The sequence below is a fragment of the Actinomadura kijaniata genome, from assembly GCF_014138665.1.
In the GTDB taxonomy this organism is placed as follows: domain Bacteria; phylum Actinomycetota; class Actinomycetes; order Streptosporangiales; family Streptosporangiaceae; genus Spirillospora; species Spirillospora kijaniata.
Genome location: NZ_JACJIA010000001.1, coordinates 509,479 through 531,300, shown reverse-complemented (window position 1 = coordinate 531,300; position 21,822 = coordinate 509,479). Strand labels below are relative to the sequence as shown.

Annotated in this window: 19 protein-coding genes and 2 tRNA genes; 9 read left to right on the top strand and 12 right to left on the bottom strand. The window is 73.2% G+C overall.

The window, feature by feature from the left end:
- Positions 1-99: 99 nt before the first annotated feature.
- Together HNR61_RS02435 and HNR61_RS02430 are read right to left on the bottom strand one after the other, a co-directional pair.
- Positions 100-3,093, bottom strand: a complete 2,994-nt coding sequence (locus HNR61_RS02435) for an alpha/beta fold hydrolase (RefSeq protein ID WP_182841447.1) — start codon at positions 3,091-3,093, stop codon at positions 100-102.
- 112 nt (positions 3,094-3,205) lie between these two features.
- Positions 3,206-4,861: an AMP-binding protein gene (locus tag HNR61_RS02430; protein ID WP_182841446.1), complete on the bottom strand. Its 1,656-nt coding sequence runs from the start codon at positions 4,859-4,861 to the stop codon at positions 3,206-3,208.
- A gap of 214 nt (positions 4,862-5,075) precedes the next feature.
- On the opposite strand from HNR61_RS02430, the gene HNR61_RS02425 reads away from it, so the two are divergent.
- On the top strand, positions 5,076-6,047 hold the full coding sequence (locus HNR61_RS02425; RefSeq protein WP_182841445.1) for an alpha/beta hydrolase: 972 nt from the start codon (positions 5,076-5,078) through the stop codon (positions 6,045-6,047).
- Here the strand turns inward: HNR61_RS02425 and HNR61_RS02420 are convergent.
- Positions 6,044-6,415, bottom strand: a complete 372-nt coding sequence (locus tag HNR61_RS02420) for a DUF3054 domain-containing protein (protein ID WP_182841444.1) — start codon at positions 6,413-6,415, stop codon at positions 6,044-6,046. The two genes, HNR61_RS02425 and HNR61_RS02420, sit on opposite strands and share 4 nt — an antisense overlap.
- A 96-nt stretch (positions 6,416-6,511) precedes the next feature.
- A tRNA-Met gene (locus HNR61_RS02415) sits at positions 6,512-6,588 on the bottom strand.
- A gap of 85 nt (positions 6,589-6,673) precedes the next feature.
- Between HNR61_RS02415 and HNR61_RS02410 the strand changes: the two genes are divergently transcribed.
- The gene (locus HNR61_RS02410) at positions 6,674-7,873 is read left to right on the top strand and encodes a cytochrome P450 (RefSeq protein ID WP_312897733.1); all 1,200 of its coding nucleotides are present in this window, start codon (positions 6,674-6,676) and stop codon (positions 7,871-7,873) included.
- On the opposite strand, the gene HNR61_RS02405 is transcribed toward HNR61_RS02410, so the two are convergent.
- Entirely contained in the window at positions 7,863-8,585 is a 723-nt protein-coding gene (locus tag HNR61_RS02405) for an NUDIX hydrolase (RefSeq protein ID WP_182841442.1), read from the bottom strand. The genes HNR61_RS02410 and HNR61_RS02405 overlap by 11 nt on opposite strands.
- 85 nt (positions 8,586-8,670) lie before the next feature.
- Here HNR61_RS02405 and HNR61_RS02400 point away from each other — a divergent pair, with 85 nt between their 5' ends.
- Both HNR61_RS02400 and HNR61_RS02395 read left to right on the top strand, forming a co-directional pair.
- Positions 8,671-10,437, top strand: coding sequence for an AbeC-like domain-containing protein (locus tag HNR61_RS02400; RefSeq protein ID WP_182841441.1), 1,767 nt, complete (start codon positions 8,671-8,673; stop codon positions 10,435-10,437).
- The gene (locus HNR61_RS02395; RefSeq protein WP_182841440.1) at positions 10,434-11,348 is read left to right on the top strand and encodes a 5'-methylthioadenosine/S-adenosylhomocysteine nucleosidase family protein; all 915 of its coding nucleotides are present in this window, start codon (positions 10,434-10,436) and stop codon (positions 11,346-11,348) included. Before HNR61_RS02400 ends, HNR61_RS02395 begins: the two co-directional genes overlap by 4 nt.
- Before the next feature lie 41 nt (positions 11,349-11,389).
- On the opposite strand, the gene HNR61_RS02390 is transcribed toward HNR61_RS02395, so the two are convergent.
- The 4 genes from HNR61_RS02390 to HNR61_RS02375 form a co-directional block, all read right to left on the bottom strand.
- Positions 11,390-11,466, bottom strand: a tRNA-Met gene (locus tag HNR61_RS02390).
- Between the two features lie 77 nt (positions 11,467-11,543).
- Positions 11,544-12,599, bottom strand: a complete 1,056-nt coding sequence (locus HNR61_RS02385) for a YlbL family protein (protein ID WP_182841439.1) — start codon at positions 12,597-12,599, stop codon at positions 11,544-11,546.
- A gap of 28 nt (positions 12,600-12,627) precedes the next feature.
- Positions 12,628-13,053: a molybdenum cofactor biosynthesis protein MoaE gene (locus HNR61_RS02380; protein ID WP_312897732.1), complete on the bottom strand. Its 426-nt coding sequence runs from the start codon at positions 13,051-13,053 to the stop codon at positions 12,628-12,630.
- Between the two features lie 51 nt (positions 13,054-13,104).
- The gene (locus HNR61_RS02375; protein WP_067831529.1) at positions 13,105-13,635 is read right to left on the bottom strand and encodes a PPA1309 family protein; all 531 of its coding nucleotides are present in this window, start codon (positions 13,633-13,635) and stop codon (positions 13,105-13,107) included.
- 119 nt (positions 13,636-13,754) lie between these two features.
- Here HNR61_RS02375 and HNR61_RS02370 point away from each other — a divergent pair, with 119 nt between their 5' ends.
- A complete protein-coding gene (locus HNR61_RS02370) occupies positions 13,755-16,706 on the top strand; it encodes a UPF0182 family membrane protein (protein WP_182841438.1) in 2,952 nt (983 codons plus the stop codon).
- 67 nt (positions 16,707-16,773) lie between these two features.
- On the opposite strand, the gene HNR61_RS02365 is transcribed toward HNR61_RS02370, so the two are convergent.
- Entirely contained in the window at positions 16,774-17,856 is a 1,083-nt protein-coding gene (locus tag HNR61_RS02365) for an NAD-dependent epimerase/dehydratase family protein (RefSeq protein ID WP_182841437.1), read from the bottom strand.
- An 89-nt stretch (positions 17,857-17,945) separates the two neighbouring features.
- Here HNR61_RS02365 and HNR61_RS02360 point away from each other — a divergent pair, with 89 nt between their 5' ends.
- From HNR61_RS02360 to HNR61_RS02350, 3 genes are read left to right on the top strand one after another with little or no spacing between them, the layout of a single operon-like run.
- Positions 17,946-19,337: a zinc-dependent metalloprotease gene (locus HNR61_RS02360; protein ID WP_182841436.1), complete on the top strand. Its 1,392-nt coding sequence runs from the start codon at positions 17,946-17,948 to the stop codon at positions 19,335-19,337.
- A 23-nt stretch (positions 19,338-19,360) separates the two neighbouring features.
- Positions 19,361-19,513 (top strand): hypothetical protein, encoded by a 153-nt coding sequence (locus tag HNR61_RS02355; protein ID WP_157420524.1) that lies wholly within the window; start codon positions 19,361-19,363, stop codon positions 19,511-19,513.
- Positions 19,510-20,067: an NUDIX hydrolase gene (locus HNR61_RS02350; RefSeq protein WP_312897731.1), complete on the top strand. Its 558-nt coding sequence runs from the start codon at positions 19,510-19,512 to the stop codon at positions 20,065-20,067. Before HNR61_RS02355 ends, HNR61_RS02350 begins: the two co-directional genes overlap by 4 nt.
- An 8-nt stretch (positions 20,068-20,075) precedes the next feature.
- Here the strand turns inward: HNR61_RS02350 and HNR61_RS02345 are convergent, their stop codons facing one another.
- Both HNR61_RS02345 and HNR61_RS02340 read right to left on the bottom strand, forming a co-directional pair.
- Complete coding sequence (locus HNR61_RS02345; protein WP_220508861.1) at positions 20,076-20,750, bottom strand: hypothetical protein; 675 nt, start codon at positions 20,748-20,750, stop codon at positions 20,076-20,078.
- Positions 20,747-21,241 (bottom strand): M48 metallopeptidase family protein, encoded by a 495-nt coding sequence (locus tag HNR61_RS02340; RefSeq protein ID WP_312897795.1) that lies wholly within the window; start codon positions 21,239-21,241, stop codon positions 20,747-20,749. The genes HNR61_RS02345 and HNR61_RS02340 overlap by 4 nt, the downstream gene beginning before the upstream one ends.
- A 258-nt stretch (positions 21,242-21,499) precedes the next feature.
- Between HNR61_RS02340 and HNR61_RS02335 the strand changes: the two genes are divergently transcribed.
- The gene (locus HNR61_RS02335; protein WP_182841434.1) at positions 21,500-21,820 is read left to right on the top strand and encodes a hypothetical protein; all 321 of its coding nucleotides are present in this window, start codon (positions 21,500-21,502) and stop codon (positions 21,818-21,820) included.
- Positions 21,821-21,822: the final 2 nt, after the last annotated feature.

The window sequence follows — 21,822 nt, the reverse complement described above, 5'->3', positions numbered from 1 at the left end:
TGCGCGCGTTCGGCCCCGGGTACTAGGAGCCCGTTTCACAGCTGCGCGAACACCCCGGACGGGCGCCGTGGGCCAGGGCCGGGAACACCGTCCAGGCCGTCAGCGGGACGCCGTTCTCGGCGGGGCCGTCTTCAGCAGGCGGCGGCGGGCCGTCTCCGTCAACGGACGGTACGCCCCGGTCCGGTCGCGGAAGTACGTGCGGCCGTCCGCCCCGGGGATGCCCTCGGCGCGCAGCGGCCGCGTGTCCAGGCGGTGGCCGACGGTCAGGGGGATCCGGTCCACCACCCGCACCACCGCCGGGCGCAGCTCCGGCTCCACCCGCAGCAGCGCCTCCGACAGGTCGAGGGGCTTCAGCCGCTCGTCGCCGCACAGGCTCACGGCGGCGGCGGCCAGCTCGGTGCCGTTGACATCGACGCCGTAGACCGCGACCGCGTCGATGTAGGGCAGGTCGCCCAGCGCGTCGCGGATCGGGCCCGGCGGGACGATCCCCTCGGCGGCGCGGATCAGCTCCGCCTCCCGGCCGACCAGCCAGAAGTCGCCGTCGGCGTCGCGCCGGAACAGGTCACCGGTGATCGTCCAGGCGTCCCCGGGCGCGAACACCCCGCGCACCGGGCGCGGCGCGGCGGCGATCGCGGCCGGGCGCACCCGCGACAGCAGCATCCCGATCTCCTCGGGATCGCACTCGACGGCGAACCCGTCGGGTCCCTGGGCCAGCCGCCCGTTCTCCAGGTCGTAGCGGGCCAGGCGCACCTCGGCGCTGCCCGGCAGCGGGCGGCCCAGCGAGCCGGGCTTCTTGCCCGACAGGTTCACGAGGATCGCCTCGCCGGTCGTGGAGGCGTAGAACTCCAGCACCCGCGCGGGCGCGAACCGTTCCTCGACCCGCCGCCACAGGCCGCGCGGCATGCCCGACCCGATGAACAGCCGCACCGGGTGGTGCCGCTCGCCGGGGTGCGGGGGCGCGTTGACCAGGTCGTTGAGCAGCGACCAGGTGTAGGAGGCGACGGTCGCGCCGTACCGGCGGGCCTCGTCCCAGAACGTCTCGGGGTCGTAGGCGCTGGCCAGCGCCAGCCGCGCGCCGCTCACCACGGCCCCGCCGAGGCTCATCAGGATCGCCGACGGGTGCTGGAGCGGGGTGATGGAGAAGACGGTGTCGGCCGGGGACAGCGACGCCGACGAGGCGGTGCCGAACGCCGACAGCGCCCACCGCCGGTTGGTGACCCGGCTGGCCTTCAGGTGCTCGCCGTCCCCGGTGAACAGCACGTACGCCACGTCCCCGGCGCGCCCCGGGTTCGGCCGGTACCAGCCGGGGAGGGCGACGGCCTCGGGGTCGATGCGCTCCATGTCCTCCAGCCCCAGCTTCGCGAGCGGCAGGGCGAGGTCGCGGTCCGGGCCGCCGCCCCCGCCCAGCACGTATCCGCGCACCCGCGGCAGGCGCGCGGCGCGTTCGGCGTGCTCGGGGTCGGCGATCACGCGGGTGACGCCGGACAGGGCGGCCTCGCGTTCGGGGTCGCCGTCGGGGCGCAGCAGCACCGCGACCGCGCCGATCCGGCTGAGCGCCGCCACCAGCGCCAGCGCCGACGGGCGCGTGCTCATCAGGACGCCGACCGCGTCGCCCTGCCGCACCCCGATGTGGATCAGCCCGCGGACCACCGCGTCGACGCGGCGCCTGGCGGCGTCGTGGGTGTGGGCGCGGCCGTGGTAGAGGAAGAACACGTCCTGCGGGACGCGGCGGGCCTGCTCGTCCAGCAGCAGGCCGAGGGAGATGCGGGTGTCGGACTGGATGCGTTCCAGGCGGGCCAGCCGGGGCAGGTTCTGCGCGGCCTCGCCGAACAGCTGCCGGGAGCCGCGCACCGCCCGCACCGCCGTGGTCGCCGCCGACCGCACCGCGTTGCCGCCGATGCCCGCGACCAGTTGCAGCCCGTACCCGGCGGCCCCGCCGGGCAGCGCCGGGGCCGCGGCCTCCTCGTCGCCGGTGACCGTCGTGACCGGCTCGGGCAGGTCCGCCGCCCCGGCCCGCCACCGGGCCCAGTCGGCGACGACCGGCCAGGTCTGCGCCATCGCCACCGACCCGACGACCAGCCCGAAGTGCCCGGCCCGCAGCGACACCTCGTGGATCTGGGCGCGCGGCGCGGCCCGGCGGATGCCGCGCACCATCGGCGGCGGCGCGATCTCGTCGACCTCCCCGACGAACGTCAGCACCGGGCAGGTGATGTCGGCCAGCGTCACCAGCCGGTCCCCGATGACGAACCCGCCGGTCAGCATCCGGTTGTGCTGGATGAACTGCCGGATGAACTCCGCCAGCGCGGGCCCCGGCCAGGCGACCCAGCCCTCGCGTTCCAGGAAGCGGCGCTGGCGCTCGCGCGGGGCCAGGCGTTCCCGGTCGTGCAGCTGCATCAGGAAGTCGATCCGGCTGCGGACCGACTTGACCGGGCTGAGGAGCTGGAACCCGGTCCGCGTCACCCAGCCGGGGATGTCCAGGCTGCGCAGCAGCGCGTCGGGGATGCGCTCGGCGCCCTCGGCCGCCAGCCAGCTCGGCAGCCCGAACGGCAGCCCCACGCTGGTGTCGGCCGGGCTGCCGAACGTCACCAGCGACTCGATGCCCCTGCTGCGCCGGTAGGCGGCGGCCTGGTAGACGAACATGCCGCCCTGCGAGTAGCCCGCCAGGTGCACGTCCCGCCCGGTGGCCTCGCGGACGCGGTCGATGGCGTCGCTGACCGCCAGGACGTGGTCGGTGACGGTCCGCTCCAGCCCGCCCGGCTCGCGTTCGGGCGCGCCGAAGTCCACCACCCACGGATCGACGCCGCGCCGGTGCAGCTCGGCGACCGCGCTGACCCGCGAGGAGATGTCGTACACCTCCGAGCTGATCATCAGCGGCGGGACCAGCAGCATGACCGGGCGCTTGTCGCCGTCCCCGGCCGCGCCGGGGAAGTAGTGCCGCAGCCGGTAGATCCGCTGCTCGGTCACCACCTCGCACGGCGAGGCGTCCTCGTCGGCGGTGTCCAGACCGCCGAAGCGGGCGACCTCCAGCGCGTTCTGGGCGGTGGCTCCCAGCCGGGAGCCGAACCGGAGAAGTGTTCTGGCAACAGGGGGCATCGTCGACCTCTCACAGAGTCAACGACATCGTGTCCAGTATCGGGGCTTTTATCAATGCGATCACTGACAAACCCGCCCCCGTGTGGCTGACGCCACTGCTGACTTACCGAGCTCAGGGGCCTGACACGACCCGCGCGTCCGGCATGCGGCCCGCCTGGAACTGCTCCCACATGTAGCGCCGCCGCGGCTTGCCGCTGGACGTCCGCTGGATCAGCCCCGACCCGACGACGATGGTCAGCTCGACGTCCTCGCCGAGGCGCCGCCGCAGCGTCTCGCGCACGTCGTCCGCCCACCCGTCGTCCCGCGTCTCGGCGAACAGCACCAGCCCCTTCGTCCCGGCCCCGGGAACGGCGGTCACCGTGATCCGGCCCTTGCCGAGCCGCGTCACCTCGGCGATCTTCGACTCCAGGTCCTCGACGTACACCGAACGCCCCCGGACCTTGATGCTGTCGCCCATCCGCCCGAGCACGAACAGCTGCCCGGCGAAGAGGAACCCGGCGTCGCCGGTGTGGACCCGGCCGCCCTTGAAGCGCGTGGACTTCCCCTCGGCCCCGGCGTAGTAGCCGGGGCACGCCGACTCCCCGCCGACCACGATCTCGCCGAGCCGTCCCGGCGGGAGCTCGCGGCCCTCGTCGTCGACGATGGTGACGGGGGCGTCGTCCTCGGGCGTCCCGCACCCGACGACCCAGCCCGCCTTCGCGCCCCGCGACTCCGCGCCCAGGGTGTGCTGCTCCAGGATCACCACCGGCTCGCCGAACGCCAGCGCCTCGTTGTCGGGCCGCACGGCCAGCGGGTCGCGCGGCAGGTGGTCCACCGTGACCAGCAGCGTCGTCTCGGCCATCCCGTAGGCGGGCTTGAACGCCGACCGCCGGAACCCCAGCGGCTCCAGCAGCTCCGCGAAGACCTCCAGCGAGTGCGGGTCGATCGGCTCGGCCCCGACCAGCGCGGTCTTCCACCCCGACAGGTCCAGGCCCTCCAGCTGCTCGGGCTTCACGCGGCGCGCGACGTAGGCGTAGGCGAACGGCGGCGCGGCCGTGTGGCGGGCCTCGGCGAAGCAGCGGATCCAGCGCGCGGGGTCGCGGATGAAGTGGTCGGGCCGCATCAGCCGCAGCCTGCCCTGCCGCGTGATCGGGGTGAGGAACGTGCCGATCAGCCCCATGTCGTGGTACAGCGGCAGCCAGGAGGCGACCTCGTCCTCGTCGTCGTAGCCCGCGCAGCGCGCGATGAGCTCGGTGTTGGCCTCCAGGTTCGCCCAGGTGACCATGACGCCGCGCGGCGCGCCGGAGGAGCCGGAGGTGAACTGGAGCAGCGCCAGCTCCCCGGCCTCCTGGATCTCGCACTCGCGGTCGGCCTGGCGCGGCCGCCACGGTCCGCCGTCGATCCCGGCCTCGGCCATCGCGCGTCCGGCCAGGTCGGCGAGGTCGGCGGAGGCGATGGTGAGCCGGGGCCGGGCCTGCCGCAGGATCGCCGCGACGTGCGCGACGTAGTCGTCGCCGTCCTGGAACAGCGGCGGGGTGATCAGGCAGACGGTGCCGCCCGCCGCCCACACGGCGAAGTAGGTCTCGACGCAGGTGAAGTCGGTGGGCAGCACCACGCACACCACGTCCCCGGGGCGCACGCCGGCCTCGATCAGCGCAGCGCCGGTGCGGCGCGCGGCGGACGCGAGGCTCGCGTAGTCGCGGTACTCCCAGCCGCCGTCGTCGGTCGCCAAGTGGACGCCGCGTCCGGAGTTCGGCTTGTCCAGCCAGTCCCGCAGCGCAGATGCCATCCGAGTCCCCTTCGAGGTGCTCACCGTCACGCACGTGACTGAGGAGTAACTTCACCAGCGCGGCGACGTTTCCGTCAACCAGCGCTTTCCGGATGGGCCCTTGTGACGTACGTGACAACCGGGGCGCTGGAATTTCGCACCTCCATGGGTTACCGACCGGTTCACTCCGTTGTTACCTTCACGCCACCCCACCCGCTCCCGGAACGAGGCCCGCATGGAGACCCGCCGCACGTTCTGCCGGACCGCGATCCTGTCCACCGGCGCCGCCCTCGGCGGCGGCCTGCTCACCGGCACCGCGGACGCCGCGGGCGCGCGGGTCGTCGCCGAGAAGAGGATCAACGCCCGCACCCTCGACCTCACCGTCGCGTCCAGGGCCATGCGCCGCAACGTCAAGGTCCGGCTGCTGCTGCCCAGGGGGTGGTCGCGGAAGGCGCGGCGGACCTGGCCGGCGGTGTGGGCGCTGCACGGCGGCAACGACCGCTACGACGCCTGGTACCGCCGCACCGACATCGAACGGCTCGCCGCCCGCCACCAGGTCATCGTCGTGATGCCGGAGGGCGGCTACGCGGGCGGCTACACCGACTGGTGGAACTACGGGCGGGGCGGCTCCCCCGCGTGGGAGACGTTCCACCTCACCGAGCTGCGCGGGCTGCTGGAGGCCCGGTACCGGGCGGGCGGGCGCCGCGCGGTCATCGGGCAGTCCTCCGGCGGATACGGCGCGCTGATCTACGCCGCGCGCCACCCCGGGATGTTCCGGTTCGCGGCCTCCTACAGCGGGTTCTGCTCGACGCTGTCGCCGGGCGTTCCGGAGGTGCTGATGACCGGGCTGTCGGGGCTGGGGCCGTTCGTGGACAAGAACGCGATGTGGGGGCACCCGATCTTCCAGCGGAACGTGTGGGCCGCGCACGACCCCGTCACCCAGGCCTCCCGGCTACGCGGCACCCGGCTGTACGTGTCGGTCGCGAGGAAGGGGCTCAAGGGCCCGCTCGACCGGCCGGACGCGCAGGCCGTCGACCCGGCCGAGGAGTTCTGCCACTACACGACCGTGCCGTTCCTGAACCGCCTCAGGAAGCTGCGCATCCCCGTCACCACGCACCTGTACGCGAAGGGGACGCACAGCTGGGCCTACTGGCAGTACGAGCTGCACCGCTCCTGGCCCCTGATGATGAAGGCCCTCCGCGCCTAGCGCGCGGCGGGCGTCCGGCGGCGGGCGACCAGCAGGGCCACCGCGCGCCAGCCGAGCAGCGTCAGCGCCAGGAACAGGCACGTCACGACGATGAACGCGGTCGCCGTCCCCTGCCCGGACACCACCCGCAGCGCCATCCCGAGCGCGACCGTGGACGCCCACACGCCGGCGCCGACCGGCACGAGCGCCTCGGCCCGGCCCCGCCAGGCCCGCGTCACCAGCCAGCCGACCGCGAGCGCGACCAGAAACGGCCAGGCCGTGGTGGCGAACCCCGCCAGGCTCGCGGCCTCCTGGTGCGAGGCCCGTCCGATCGCCACGAACACGAGCACCCCGCACACGTCCAGGGCCGCCGCCGCACTCTTCCGCATTCGCCCAGGGTATCCACGTCCCCCGAACCGCCCGCCCCGGGGTCTTTCCACCGGGAAAGCGAAAAGGGCCCGGATTTCTCCGGGCCCTTTTCGTCTTGGTAGCGGGGGCAGGATTTGAACCTGCGACCTCTGGGTTATGAGCCCAGCGAGCTACCGAACTGCTCCACCCCGCGCCGTCGCCCTGCGGGGTTTCCCTCGCGGCGATGTCTTAACTCTATGGGTACGGGGAACCTTAGGCAAACCGAGGACGGAGGCCGCGTGTACGACCCGTTCGACCCCGCGTTCCAGGCTGATCCCTACCCCGCCTACCGGCTGCTGCGCGACGAGGACCCGGTGCACCGCCACGACGACCCGCCGTTCTGGGCGCTGTCGCGGTTCGAGGACGTCTGGAACGCGGTGCGGGACACCGGGACGTTCTCCTCGGCCCAGGGCCTGACCTTCCACCCCGACGAGATCGGCGCGCTGGGCCTGGCCCCCACGATCGTGATGCTGGACCCGCCCCGGCACACCGCGCTGCGCCGCCTGGTCAGCTCCGCCTTCACCCCGCGCCGGGTGGCCGCCCTGGAGGATCTGGTCCGCGACCACGTCCGCGCGCGCGTCGCCGGGATGGAACGCCGGGCGGCGGCCGGGGAGCCGGTGGACCTGCACCGCGACCTCGCCTCGCCGCTCCCCACGTTCACCCTGGCGCACCTGCTCGGCGTCCCGGAGGCGGACCGCGCCCGCTTCGACCCGTGGGTGGCGGCGCTGACGACGTTCCAGGACGACGGCTTCGACACCGCCGCGCTGGCCTCGGGCGGCGCGGCGGGGGCGGTGGCGGAGATGTTCGCCTACTTCTCCGAGGTGATCAGGGCCCGCCGCACGCGCCCGTCCGACGACCTGATCAGCGCCCTCACCACCGCCGAGCTGGACGGCGACCGCCTCACCGACTGGGACGTCCTCGGTTTCTGCTTCGTGATGGTCGCCGGCGGCAACGACACCACGGGCAACCTGGTCTCCCACGCGCTGGCCCTGCTGCACGCCCACCCCGGCCAGCAGGCGGCCCTGGCCGCCGACCCGGCCCTGATCCCCGGCGCCCTCCTGGAGTTCCTGCGCCTGGAGGGCTCGGTCCAGGCGCTGGCCCGCACCACGACCCGTCCGGTGGAGCTGCACGGCGTGCGGATCCCCGAGGGCGCGAAGGTGATGATGCTCTACGGCGCGGCCAACCGCGACGATCGCGAGTTCGGCCCGTCCGCCGACACCCTCGACATCACCCGGCAGATCCCCCGCCATCTGGGCTTCGGCACGGGCCCGCACTTCTGCATCGGCTCCCACCTGGCCAAACTCCAGGCCCGCATCGCCCTGGAGGAGCTGCTGGGAGCCCACCCGAAGATCACCGTGGACCTGGCAACGGCGCAACGGATCTCCTCCCCGTTCACCCGAGGCTGGATCTCCCTCCCCGCGGTCGGGCTCAGCGGCTGACCTGGTCCCCGGAACGCAACAGCGGTGGTGACAGCGCCTTCGCCGGTCCCCGCCGGTACAGCGCGGCGGGCCGTCCGGCCTCGGGCACCCGCCGTCCGCCCGTCGGTTCGAGGAACCCCTCGGCGCGGGTCACCTTCCGGCGGAAGTTACTGGGGTCCAGCGGGGCGCCCCAGACGACCTCGTACACCTTCCGCAGGTCGGCGACGGTGAACGGCTCCGCGCAGAACGCCGCCGCCACGGTCGTGTACTCCAGGCGCGCCCGTGCCCGTTCCAGCGCGTCACGCAGGATGTCGGCGTGGTCGAACGCCAGCGGCGTCGTCCCCGACACCAGCGGTTCCACCGCCTCCCACCGCGCCGCGCGGGCGTCGCTCCCCGCCACCGGCACGGGCAGGTCGGGCCCGAACGCGAGATAGGCCACCGTGACCACCCGCCCGCGCGGGTCCCGATCGGGATCACCGTAGGCGCGCAACTGCTCCAGGTGCAGCCGCCCGTCCAGCCCGGTCTCCTCGGCCAGTTCCCGCCGGGCGGCCTCGTCGAGGCCCTCCCCCGGCCGCACGTATCCGCCCGGCAGCGCGAGCCGCCCCCGGTACGGCGCGTTGCCCCGCTCGACCAGCAGCACGCGTAGCTCGTCCCCCCGGATCGTGAAGATCACCAGGTCCACCGTGACGGCGGCCGGATCCGCCGGCCGCCGCCCACCAGAGTTCTCGGACACCCGCACCCCTTAAAGGTCGTATTGACTTTAACCCGATCCCTTTTTAAGGTCACATCGACCTGAAATCGGACCCTGTGGGGGTCGCATGTCGCACGCACCACCGGTCTCCCTCACCAAACCCCCCGCCGAGCGCAGCGAGCGCGGCGACGAGACGACCCGCCACCTGTGCGCGGGCGTCTACCTGGACCGCGAGTTCCGTGACCTCGTCCTCCGGCGGATCCGCCACGACACCGTCCACCGGGTCGCCCCCTCCTACGGCTTCGACCTCGTTCCCGTCGTCGACCACGCCTGGCGCTGCTGGGTGCTGGAGACGACCCGGCACGGGTGCACCGTGGCGCTGCTGCTCATCGCCGCCTGGTCCAGCCTGCCGACCGCGCTGACCGTCGTGTGCGCGCTCGGCCTGTGGGGGCTGGCCCGGCCTCTCCTCCGGCTCACCCCGGAGGTCCTCAGGATCCGCCTGCGGACCGCCCGTGCCGAGTGGTTCCACCGGTACAAGACGCGGGGTGAGCTCGACGACGCCAACCGGCTGAAGGAACGGACCCGCCGGCTCAAGCTCGGGACCGCCTGCTGCGGGGTGATGATGGTCACCCCCGCGGTGTCGGCGTGGAGCGCGGGCGTCCCCCTCCTGTGGGTGCTCGCCTGGTCCGCGGTCCTCCTCACGCTGATCGCGGTGGTCACGGCGATGCTCACGGCGGCCTGGCAGCGGGCGTTGAACAGCACCCGGCACCCTGGTCCGCTGGGGCCGCCACGGCTCAGCCGCCGCCAGGAGGTGATCGACCGGCAGCAACGCCATCCCGTGGCCGTCTACCGCAGGCCCGAGCCGAAGAAGGACGACGGCGTCCCCCTGCTCCGGCTCGAACCGGACGACGATCCGAACTTCTTCGTCGGAAGCGGCGAGCTCGTGCACCGCTGGCTACCCCCGCTGACCGTCCAGTTGCTGCGGGACCGGCGCGGCACGGCCCTGGCGAACGGCGCCGGCCACCCGGTGCTCCCCGTCGACGGGGGCCGCGAGTTCGTCACGCCCCCGTTCCAGGCCCACGAACTGGTGGAGCACCTGCGGTCCAGGATGAAGGCGATCGGCAGGCCCTCCGACCTGACCCGCATGCCGGGGTACCAGGTCGCCAACCGGATCTACTTCGCCGAGGGCGACGCGCCGGACGTCCGCAAGGCCCTGACGGAACGCTGCGCCCCCGAGACCCTGCGCCGGATCATCAACGAGCCGTACGGTCCCGCCCAGTACTTCCTGGAGATCCGCACGACCTCCTCGGGAGAACTCGTGACCACGGTCTTCCTCCGGGTCACGGTGAAGGGGCGGTCGCTCAGCCTGGACTTCGCCGCCTGCGCGCTCACCCGGACGCCGTCCCGCTACCGGCTCCACGGACGGCCCGTCCCCCACCGCGCCCCCGCGCTGGCGGGCCTGGCGGCGTTGCGGCGGCTCCCCCTCGAAGTGCTGGACTCGTGGCGGCTGGTCGTCGCGCCGTGGGTGCTCGCCCGGAGCCTGCGCGTCCGCCGGGGAGGCGGCGGCTGGGGACGCAGCCCCGAGGTGTGCGTGCGGGAGGAGGTCGCCGCCGACTGGCGGTCGGCCGACTTCGACAAGCCGGTGATCCTCGACCAGATGAAGATCATCGAGTTGCGGCTGCTGACGGCGGTCAAGGACTTCCTCCGGTCGCGCGGCGTCGACACCTCCGCGTTCGAGAGGCGCGCCGAGACCATCATCAGCGCCAACGTGCTCAACATGGGCGGCCGCGTCGACATCACCAACTCGGCGGTCGGCGACAGCGCCCAGGTCAACCTCGGAACCGCCGTTCCGCACGGCGGCCATGACGCCACCGTCCAGGGAGCCCACGCATGACCCGCGAACCGCACGTCAGCGGAATCGTCACGCACGGCGGCACGACCAACGTCAACTCCTCCGCCGTCGGCCACCGTCCCGTCGTCAACATCACCGCGCCCCACGCCGAGCGGAGCACCGACGGGGGCCGGAGCCGCGAACGCGTCCAGGTCGGTGTCATCACGATCCTCGACGTCGAGACGCAGGCGGTACGGCTGGCTCTCGGCCTGAACGAGGAACCGGCCGACGGCCTGCGCTTCTACACCGGGCAGGTGTCCGGGCCGGACGGCCCGACGTCGGTCGCCGCGATCCGCGCCCTCGCCCAGGGGCAGCGTTCCGCCATCGCGGCCTACGAGAACCTGCGGCGCCACCACGACCCGGAGGTGGTGGTCCTGACCGGCATCGGCGGCGGCATCCACCGCGACGTCCACGAGGGCGACGTCGTGGTCGCCACCCGCGTCGTCTACTACGACCTGCGCAAGTACACACCCGACGGGGTCCGGCACCGCGGGGAGGAACGCGAGTCGCCCGCGGGGGTCGGGCACGCGGTCAACGCGTTCTTCAGCGACCACCACCCCGCGGAGTTCCCGGTCGCGGACCCGGCGGGCACCACCCGGACCATGCGGATGCTGCACGGCCCGATCGGGTCCGGGGAGGCGGTGATCGCCGACTCGGCCGCCGAGACCCTCGCCTATCTGGCCGGGTTCAACGACAAGATCCTCGCGATCGACATGGAGGCCGGCGGGCTCGGCCAGATCTGCCACGAACGCTCGGCCGGGACCGGGCGGTCGCACGGCTGGGCGGTCGTCCGCGGGATCTCCGACCTGGCGGGGGCCGACAAGAACGACGACCACCATCGGCTCGCGTCCTGGCACGCGGCTGTCGCGCTGCGGAGACTGCTCCCTTATCTACGGGTTGAGCGGAATTCCTGAAAAAGCGAAAGGGCCCGGATTTCTCCGGGCCCTTTTCGTCTTGGTAGCGGGGGCAGGATTTGAACCTGCGACCTCTGGGTTATGAGCCCAGCGAGCTACCGAACTGCTCCACCCCGCGCCGTCGCCCTGCGGGGTCTCCCTCGCGGCGATGTCTTAACTGTATGGCATCCGGTGGGAGGTGTCGAATCGGTTTGGTCAGCGGTTCTCGCAGCTCGGGATCGTGCCCTTGGCGCCGTTGAGGACGTTGATGGACTCGATCGCGCTCTTCAGGGTGTCGGCGCGGACCAGGCGGAGGCCGTCGGGGCGGGCGGCCAGGGCGTCCTTGCAGTTGCCGGCGGGGGTCAGGAAGACCGCGGCCCCGGCGCGGCGGGCCGCGATCATCTTCTGCTGGATGCCGCCGATCGGGCCGACCTCGCCCTTGGGGGTGATGGTGCCGGTGCCCGCGATGAACTTGCCGCCGGTCAGGTTCTCCGGGGTGAGCTTGTCGTAGATCGCCAGCGCGAACATCAGGCCCGCGCTGGGGCCGCCGACGTCGCCGACGCTGATGTCGATCTTGAAGGGGAACTTGAAGCGGTCGGCGAGCACGATGCCGACGACCGGCCGCTTGGCGTCGGTGGGCGCCGGGACGGTGGTCAGCGTCACCTTCCCGTCCTTGCCGTCGCGCCGGTAGCCGATGGTCACCGGGTCGCCCGGCTTGCGGCGGGTCACCCGGCCGGTGACGTCGGAGACCGACGTGGCGGGGGCGCCGTCCACCGAGACGATCTCGTCGCCGGGCTTCAGCCTGCCCTCGGCGGGCTTGCCCTTCTGGACCGAGTCCACCTGGACCTGGTTCCGGATGGGGATCTTGAGTTCGTTGAGGGCGGCGGCCTCGGCGCTCTCCTGGGAGTCCCGCATCTGGCGGGTGTTCTCCTCGTCGACCTTCTGCTGGCTCTCGCCCTTGGGGAAGACCGTCTCCTCCGGGACGATCGCCACGTCGCCCTCGACCCACCCGCGCAACGCCGTGAGCAGGTCGATCCGCCCGCCCGGTCCGCCCCGGTAGGTGACGGTGGTGAAGTTCAGGTGCCCGTCGGTCGGGTACGTCCGCTGCCCGTCGATCCTCACGAGCGGGACGCCCTTGTCGTCGGTGCCCAGGGTGTCGCTCGTGGGGCCGGGCATCAGCGCGACGTAGGGGACGGGCAACAGCGCACCCACCATGCCCAGTACCAGAACGAGCACGCTGGCGACGGTGAGGGTGGCGGCGCGACGTGACATGCCAGGAACTCTATGCGGACCGGAACCCTCAGCAGGCTCCGACCCACTCCTCGCCGCCGTCGGCGAAGGTCTGGTGCTTCCAGATGGGCACCTGCGCCTTCAGGTCGTCGATCAGGCGGCGGCACGCCTCGAACGCCTCGCCCCGGTGCGGGCAGGACGCCGCGACCACCACCGCCAGGTCGCCGATCTCCAGGTCGCCGACCCGGTGCACGGCGGCCAGGGCCCGCACCGGGAAGTCGGCGGCGACCTTCTCCATCACGCGCCGCAGCTCGCGCTCCACGGTGGGGTGGGCGCTGTAGGACAGGGCCCTCACGGCCTGGGCGTGGTCGTGGTCGCGGACGGTGCCCACGAAGACGGTGGTGCCGCCGGCGGCCGGGTCGCCGACGGCGTTGAAGACCTCGTCCACCGACAGGGGGGTGTCGCGGATCCCGATCAGCCTGATGACGTCGCTCACAGCCCGCAGGCTACCCGGCCGGACGCGGCACGGTGCGCCCCCGGCGGCCTTTCAGCCCGTCTGCCCGGGCTCGTCGGGCTCCAGGGTGGCGGCCAGGGCCTCGGCGAGGGCCGGGACGAGCTCGGGGCCGGCCAGCACCTCGTCCTCGGCGTCGTGGCGGCGCAGCCGCAGCGCCGAGTACCGCGACCCGTCGCGCAGCACCCCCACGATCATCCGCACGTCCTCGCGCTTCGGGTGCTCGGCCGCCCACCTGGCGGCCTCGCCCTCGTCCTCGGGGATCTCCTCCTCGACCTCCGGCGGCAGCACGACCCGCTCCACGACCAGCGCGCACCCGGCGACGGCGTCCGGCCAGGCGATCGTGGCGAGGAAGTCCTCGACGGTCCGGTTCCCGTCCAGATCCTCCTGCTCCAGGGCGGCCAGGGAGTCACCGTCGTCGGGCAGGCCCAGCTGCTCGGCCAGCTCCGGCTCCGCCGCACGCAGCTCGGAGCTGCTGACCAGGGCATACAGCCTCGGCGGCGCGTCCCAGCCCTCCTGGGCGGCATGACGTTCCAGATCCAGCACGACTTCTTCGAGAAGACTCACGGGGCCATCTTTCCCATATTCGGGGCGGGGACATGCGGAAAAACCCGCCCGGCTCGGTAAGTTGCTTACACGGCACCGGCGCGGATCCGGTGCGGCGCGACCCTGAACGGAGGGGCCTCTTGACCTTCCGGACTCCCGGATTCGGGCGCCGGCTCGGGACCGGCCGGAGCAGGCTGGTGCTGCCGGTCCTCGTCACCGTGGCGGTGCTGCTGATCGCCTTCATGGTGTTCACGGCGATCTGGACCGACCTGCTCTGGTACCGATCCGTCGGTTTCTCCTCTGTCTACACCACCGGGCTGTGGGCCCGTGTCGTGTTGTTCGTCGGCGGCGGCGCGCTGATGGCCCTGGTCGTCGGCGCCAACGTCGTCGTCGCCTACCGGCTGCGACCCTCCCACCGGCCGATGTCGCTGGAACAGCAGGGACTGGAGCGCTACCGGGCCATCATCGACCCGCGCCGCAAGCTCATCGCGGTCGGCGGCCTGGGCCTGCTGGCGCTGCTGACCGGCTCGTCGGTGGCGGGCCAGTGGCCGGTGTGGCTGGCGTTCCTCAACCGCACGCCGTTCGGCGTGAAGGACCCCCAGTTCGGCAAGGACGTGTCGTTCTACGTCTTCACCTACCCGTTCCTGCGGCTGGTGCTGGGCGTGGTGTTCGCGACGGTGATCCTGTCGATCGTCGCGGCGGTGATCGTCCACTACCTGTACGGCGGGCTGCGGCTCCAGGGGCCCGGCGACAAGATGTCGCCGCCCGCGCGGGCGCACCTGTCGGTGCTGGTGGGGCTGTTCGTGGCGCTGAAGGCGTTCGCCTACTGGTTCGACCGCTACGGCCTGGTCCACTCCGAACGCGGCGTGACCACCGGCGCCTCCTACACCGACGTCAACGCCCTGCTGCCCGCCAAGACGATCCTCGCGGTCATCGCGGTGATCTGCGCGGTGATGTTCGTCGGCAACATCGTGCGGCGCGGCATGATGCTGCCCGGCGTCGGCTTCACGCTGCTGGTGCTGTCGGCGATCCTGGTCGGCGGCGTGTACCCGCTGCTGATCCAGCAGTTCCAGGTGAAGCCGGACGAGCTGGCCAAGGAACGGCAGTACATCCAGCGGAACATCGAGTTCACCCGGCGCGCCTACGGCGTCGACAAGGCCGAGATCGCCGTGGACTACGGCGCGAAGGTCGAGAGCGACGCCGGGAAGCTGCGCCAGGAGAGCGGGAAGCTGGCGCAGGGCGTCCGGCTGCTGGACCCGGCCGTGGTCGGCGAGACGTTCCAGCAGCTCCAGCAGGTCCGGCCGTTCTACCGGTTCCCCGACCCGCTGGACGTCGACCGCTACAAGATCGGCGACCGGACGGTCGACACGGTCGTGGCGCTGCGCGAGCTGTCGGGCGCGCCGTCGGGGCAGCGTTCCTGGGTGAAGGACCGCATGGTCTACACCCACGGCTACGGGTTCGTGTCGGCCTACGGCGACAAGTTCGGCAACGGCGGCACCCCCGACTGGGTCACCAAGGACATGCCGGTCGATCCGGCCGGCACGATCCGGGTGGACCGGCCGCAGATCTACTTCGGCGAGCGGTCCCCGATGTACTCGGTGGTCGGCGGGCAGGGGCAGCAGGAGCTGGACTACCCCGACAACAGCCCGGCCGGGCAGAAGAACACCACCTACCAGGGCACCGGCGGCGTGGCGGTCGACTCCTTCCTGAACAAGCTGCTGTTCGCGACCAAGTTCCAGGAGAAGAACCTGCTGCTGTCCGGCGCGATCAAGCCCGGCGCGAAGATCCTGTACAACCGGACGCCGCGCGAGATGGTGCAGCGCGCCGCCCCGTGGCTGACGCTGGACGGCGACCCGTACCCGGCGGTGGTGAACGGCCGCATCCTGTGGGTCCTCGACGGCTACACCACCTCGTCCAGCTACCCCTACTCCGAGCAGCGGAGCCTGGGCGACGCCACCCGCGACACCATCACCGACACCCGGTCGGCGGTGGCGCGGCAGACCAACGACCGCATCAACTACATGCGCAACTCCGTCAAGGCGACCGTGGACGCCTACGACGGCAGCGTGAAGCTGTACCAGTGGGACGAGCAGGACCCGGTCGCCAAGACCTGGATGAAGGTCTTCAAGGGCACCGTGCTGCCCAAGGGCGAGATCGACAAGGTGCCGGGGCTGAAGGAGCACTTCCGCTACCCGCAGGACCTGTTCAAGGTGCAGCGCAACATCCTGGCGCAGTACCACGTCACCGACCCGACGGCGTTCTACAACGGCGAGGGCTTCTGGGAGGTGCCCGAGGACCCCAGCGTCAAGGGCAAGCGGCAGCCGCCGTACTACCAGAGCCTCCAGATGCCGGGGTGGAGCGAACGGTCGTTCGCGCTGACCACGGTGTTCAACCCGCGCGGCAACCCGAACCTGGCGGCGTTCATGGCGGTGAACTCCACGCCGGGCCCGGACTACGGCAAGATCCAGGTCCTCCAGACGCCGCGCAACGCCCAGCCGCAGGGCCCCGGGCAGGTGCAGAACTCGTTCGAGACCGACTCGCGGGTCAAGGAGGAGCTGAACAAGCTGCGCCTCGGCAACACCCAGACGGTGGCGGGCAACCTGCTGACGATCCCGTTCGCCGGGGGCCTGCTGTACGTCGAGCCGATGTACGCCAAGGCCGGGGGCGGGGCCGAGCAGCAGCCGTTCCCGATCCTGGGCCGGGTGCTGGTGCGGTTCGGCGACCGGATCGCCTCCGGGCAGACGCTGGACGAGGCGATGAAGCAGCTGTTCGGCGGCGCGGCGTCGGTGCCCGCCCCCGCCCCCGGCGGCGACCGGGGCCGGGACCAGGGGCAGGGTCAGCAGGGCGGGGCGCTCACCCCGCAGGTCCGCGACGCCATCGCCGCGCTGGACAAGGCGCTCGCCGACTTCCGCGACGCCAAGGGCAAGGGCGACTTCGCCGGGATGGACCAGGCGTGGAAGCGGATCGAGGAGGCGCGCAAGGCGCTGAGCGACGCCCAGCAGGCCGCCGCCCAGCAGCCGGCGCGGTCCCCCTCGCCGTCGCCGACGGCCTCGCCGAACGCGACCCCCTCGCCCACGGCCTCGGCCAGCTGACCACCCGGACGCGGACGGCCGCGCACCCCGGCGGGGTGCGCGGCCGTTCCCGTCCCGCGGCGGCCGTTCAGCGGCGGCGCCGCCGGGCCCGCCGGATCGCCGCCGCCGCGCCGATCGCGGCGACGGTCGCGCCCGCCGCGGTCGCCATCGTGGCCTCCTTGCCGCCGACGCGCCGCCCGACGACCGCGTGCCGCCCGGAGCTCTCCTCCAGCAGCACCCGCAGCGCCGTGGCGTTGTCGTACAGCGGTTTCCAGCCCGCCTCCCGCAGCCGCGCGCAGTCCACGACCCACGGGTAGGCGACGTAGTGCAGGTCGGTGGCCGGGGCGGGCGTCATGCCGAGCCGGTGCAGGCGCTGCGCCATCCCGAACGTCAGCGCCGCCGGGAGCTCGAAGCCCCGCTTGCCGCTGATCTCGGTGACCTCCTCGGTCCCCAGCCAGCCGTCGCAGCCCACGCCGATCGGCCCGGTCAGCTCCTCGGCGACGACCAGCTCCAGCGCCGACGCCAGGTCCTCGACGTGGCAGAACTGCCAGCCGGGCGTGGAGCCCTTCACCGACAGCAGCCGCGGGGCCTCGAAGTGCCGGGTGACCACGGTGTCGATGCCGGGGCCGACCAGCGCGGCCGGGCGCACCACCGTGACGTCGAGACCCGGGTGGACGGTGGCGGCGCTGGCGGCCAGCTCCTCGATCTCCAGGTAGTCCCCGGCGATCGACTCGTTGGCCTCGGCGCGCAGCGGCGCGTCCTCGGGCAGCGGGACCTCGTTGTCGGGCGCGGCGCCGTAGACCATCGCGCTGGTGACCAGGACCACACGCCGCACCCGGGCCGCCGCCGCGGCCGTCACGACGGTCTGCGCGCCCCGCACGTTGTGGGTGCGGCGCTCCCTGGGGTCCAGCTCCGGCGACCGCTCCAGGTCGAGGTGGACGATCACGTCCACGTCCGACAGCCGGTTCGACAGCAGCGGGTCGCGGATGTCCACGACACGCCAGGTGACCCCCGGCACGTCGCCGCGGTGACCGTCGATGGCCACGACCTTGCGGATGTCCTCGCGCTCGGCGAGCCGGGCGGCCAGCAGCCGCCCCGCTCCGGCGGCCGCCCCCGTGACGGCGACGACCGGACCCTTGCTACGCCGAGGGCGAACCTTGCCCGTTGCCACGGAGGTGCCCCCTTCCTTGTGTACGCGACCTCGCCGGGACCGGCTAACGTTGCGGATATGAGCCCATCATGCATCCCGGGGGCAAACCGATGAGTGACACTCCGTTCGGCTTCAACCGTCCCGGGGATGACGACGACAAGTCCCGGGACCCGTTCCAGGGTGGCGACCCGTTCTCCGCCATGGGCGGCGACATGCGGCAGTTCGCCGACATGCTGCACCGGTTCGCCGACATGATCGGCCAGGCGCAGGCCCCCGGCGGGCCCGGCGACGGCCCGGTGAACTGGGACATGGCCAAGAACATCGCCCGCCACACCGTGTCCTCCTCCGGCGACCCCTCGATCGTGGACGTGGAGCGCCGGCAGGTCGCCGAGGCGCTGCGGCTGGCCGACCTGTGGCTGGACGAGGGCACGACGCTGCCGGCCGGGATCACCAAGCCGCAGGCGTGGTCGCGGTCGGAGTGGATCGAGCAGACGCTGCCGGTCTGGACCAAGGTCTGCGACCCGATCGCCGCCCGCATGGTCGACTCGATGGGCGGCGCGCTGGGCGGCGGGGAGATCCCCGCCGAGATGCAGGCGATGGCCGGGCCGCTGATCGGCATGGTCCGGCAGATGGCCGGGGCGATGGTCGCCGGCCAGGCCGGGCAGGCGATCGGCGCGCTGGCCCAGGAGGTCACCTGCTCCACCGACGTGGGGCTGCCGCTGGCGCCGGACGGGGTGGGCGCGCTGCTGCCGTCGGGCGTGGAGGCGTTCGGCAAGGGCCTGGAGGTGTCCGAGGACGAGGTCCGGCTGTACCTGGCGCTGCGGGAGGCCGCCCACCAGCGGCTGTTCGCGCACGTGCCGTGGCTGCGCTCGCACATCCTCGGCGCGGTCGAGGACTACGCGCGCGGGATCACCGTGGACCTGTCGGGCATCGAGCAGGCCGTCGCGGGCCTGGACCTGTCCAACCCCGAGGCCATCCAGGAGGCGCTGGGCGGCGAGCTGTCGTTGCAGCCGGAGGAGACGCCGCAGCAGAGGGCGGCGCTGGCCCGGCTGGAGACCGCCCTCGCGCTGGTCGAGGGCTGGGTGGACACCGTCGTCAACGAGGTCGCCGCGGACCGGCTGCCGAACTCGGTGAAGCTGGCCGAGGCGGTGCGGCGGCGCCGCGCCACCGGCGGGCCCGCCGAGCGGACGTTCGCGACGCTGGTCGGCCTGGAGCTGCGCCCGCGCCGGCTGCGCGAGGCCGCCACGCTGTGGCGGACGCTGTCGTCGGTGCGCGGCACGGAGGGCCGCGACGCGGTCTGGGAGCACCCGGACCTGCTGCCGACCGCCGAGGACCTGGACGACCCGGACGGGTTCGTGCACGGCCGCGAGGAGATCGAGGGGCTGTCCGACCTGGACATCTCGGCGTTCACCGACAAGGCGCGCGAGGACGAGCCGAACGACAGGCCGAACGACAAGCCGCAGGACGGCGAGGGAGACGAGGGGCCGGAGAAACGCTCGTGAGGTTTCGTCGCGTTCGCCCGCATGTGAACAACTGTCTGCTGGACCGCGCGTCGGCGCTCGTCGCGGCACGCCGCCGGACCCAGCGGTCCGACCTGTGCTGGCAGCGCCCGCAGGACCAGGAGCGCCGCCGCCGCCAGCGGGCCAGCTCCCGCTACCCGCGCGTCGGCCGCACGTGACCGCCGGCCTCACCGCCGCCGGGACCCTGCACGCCGACGCCGTGCGGGTCCTGACGGCCTGGGACGCGCCCGACGCCGCCCAGGACGCGCTCCGCCGCGAGTTCCTGGCGCATCTGGCCGCGCATCCGGACGGCGTCTACCGCGCGTGCGCCCCCGGTCACATCACGGCCAGCGCCCTGGTGCTGGACGCCACCGGCACGCGGGTCCTGCTCACCCTGCACCGCAAGATCAAGGCGTGGTTGCAGCTGGGCGGGCACTGCGAGCCGGGCGACGCGTCGCTGGCCGCCGCCGCGCTGCGCGAGGCCACCGAGGAGTCGGGCGTCGCGGACCTGACGTTGCGGCCGGAACCGGCCAGGCTCGACCGCCACCGGGTGCACTGCCACCCCGGGGGGTCCTGGCACCTGGACGTCCAGTACGTGGCGGTGGCCCCGCCGGGCGCCGTCCACCGGATCAGCGACGAGTCGGACGACCTGCGCTGGTTCCCGGCCGACGCGCTCCCGGAGCCGACCGACGAGGCGGTCCGGAACCTGGTGGCCGCCGCGACCTCCCGCTGACCCGGGTCTCAGCGCAGGGGGCGCCCCGCCAGCAGGGCGCGGGTCGTCTCCCAGCCCTCCAGGCCGGGGTCCAGCAGGCGCACGTCCTCCGGGGCGCGCAGCCGGTGCCAGCCGGGGCCCTGCGGGACCAGGCCGGGGCGCGGGGCCGCCGCGCGCAGGCGGGCCAGGGCGTCGGGGGTGTCCAGGGTGACCCGGTCGAGGGCCGTCGCGAGCCAGCCGTCGAGGGGCAGGCGGGCGGCCAGCGCGACCAGGCCGGTGCCCGCGTCGGGGCCGGTGCGGCCGGAACGTCCCGCGTTCGTCGCCTGGCAGGCCGCCGCCGGGGCGCTCCCCAGGGCCCGGAACAGCTTGCCGATCATCAGCGGGGGCAGGTCGGGCGCGTCGGGGGCCACCAGCGCCGCCGCGGTCGCGCCGAGGGCGTGCAGGGCGGCGAACGCGCCGGCCGGCGTGGACGCGTGGACCACCGGCGTGCCCGGCCAGGTGATCGTCTCGGCGTCCGGCGGGGCCGCCGGGCCCAGCACCAGCGCCGGGTGCACCGCCTCCAGTCCCGCGACGACCTCGTAGGTGTCCTCCAGCAGGGCCAGCGCGAACTCCCCCGCGTCGATCCCGGGCGGGGCCTGCTCGGGGGCGGACGCCACCACGGCCGCGAAACGCCGGGCGGGCCCGGCCGGATCGGGCAGGGTCACCCGGCGGCCTCGTGGCGCAGGTCGTCGGCGGCGTCCTCCAGCGGCAGGTTCGCGGCGGCGGCGACGCCTTCCAGGTAGCCGCGGGCGCGTTCGGCCTTGGGGTAGTTGCCGACCAGGTCCCAGAAGTCGGGGCCGTGCCCGGGGACCAGCAGGTGGGCCAGCTCGTGGACCAGCACGTAGTCCACGACCCAGCCGGGCATCCCGCGCAGCCGCGTCGACAGCCGGATGGTGGCGTCGTCGGGGGTGCAGGATCCCCACCGGGTGCGCTGGTTGTCCACCCACCGGACGCTGGCGGGGACGGCGTTCCCGCCCAGGTAGCGGCGGGACAGCTCATGGGCCCGCAGCTCCAGGTCGGCGTCGCTGGGGCGGCGGCGGCGCTCCCGCTCCTCCAGGCGTTCGAGGAGGGTCGCGATCCACTGCTCCTCCTCGGCCTTACTGAGGCGTGACGGGAGCATGACCACGACCTTGTCCCCGTCCCGGTAGGCGGACACCGTCCGCCGACGTCGGGTGCTGCGGCGGACCTCTACGTTGGGGGGCACGACTGAAACCGTACCTAAAAATTTGCGGACTCCACAGAGGGCGATTGCCATCCGCCCAGGTCAACGCCGATGTTTTCGGCAAAATCTCAAGGATTCCCACAAAGTTCACCGTATGTGGTCGCCCCGGTCCGTCCCGGCATGAACGAGCCTGGCGCTTCTCTCCGTAGTCACATGGGTACTCATAGTGACAGCAGAGCCACGGAGGGAACAGTGCTGAACCGCAAGAAGAGGTCGGACAACGAGGCCGGGCGGCGTCCACGGGCGGCCACGCTGGGCGGCGGCCTGGCCGGGGCGGCGGCGGGCCGGATGGCGTCCCGCGCGCTGCGCGGTCCGGCGGGCCGGATCGCCCGGCGGACGGGACTGCCCGCCACGGCGGTGATGCGGATCATCGAGGTGGCCGCACCGGTGGTGCTGTCGGCGGCGGCCGCCCGCTGGGCCAGGCGGAGGAACCGCGCCCAGGCCGCCCCCGAGCCCCCCGGCCCGATCCCGATCGAGGGCGGCCTTCCCTACCACCACAGCCGCACCCGATGACA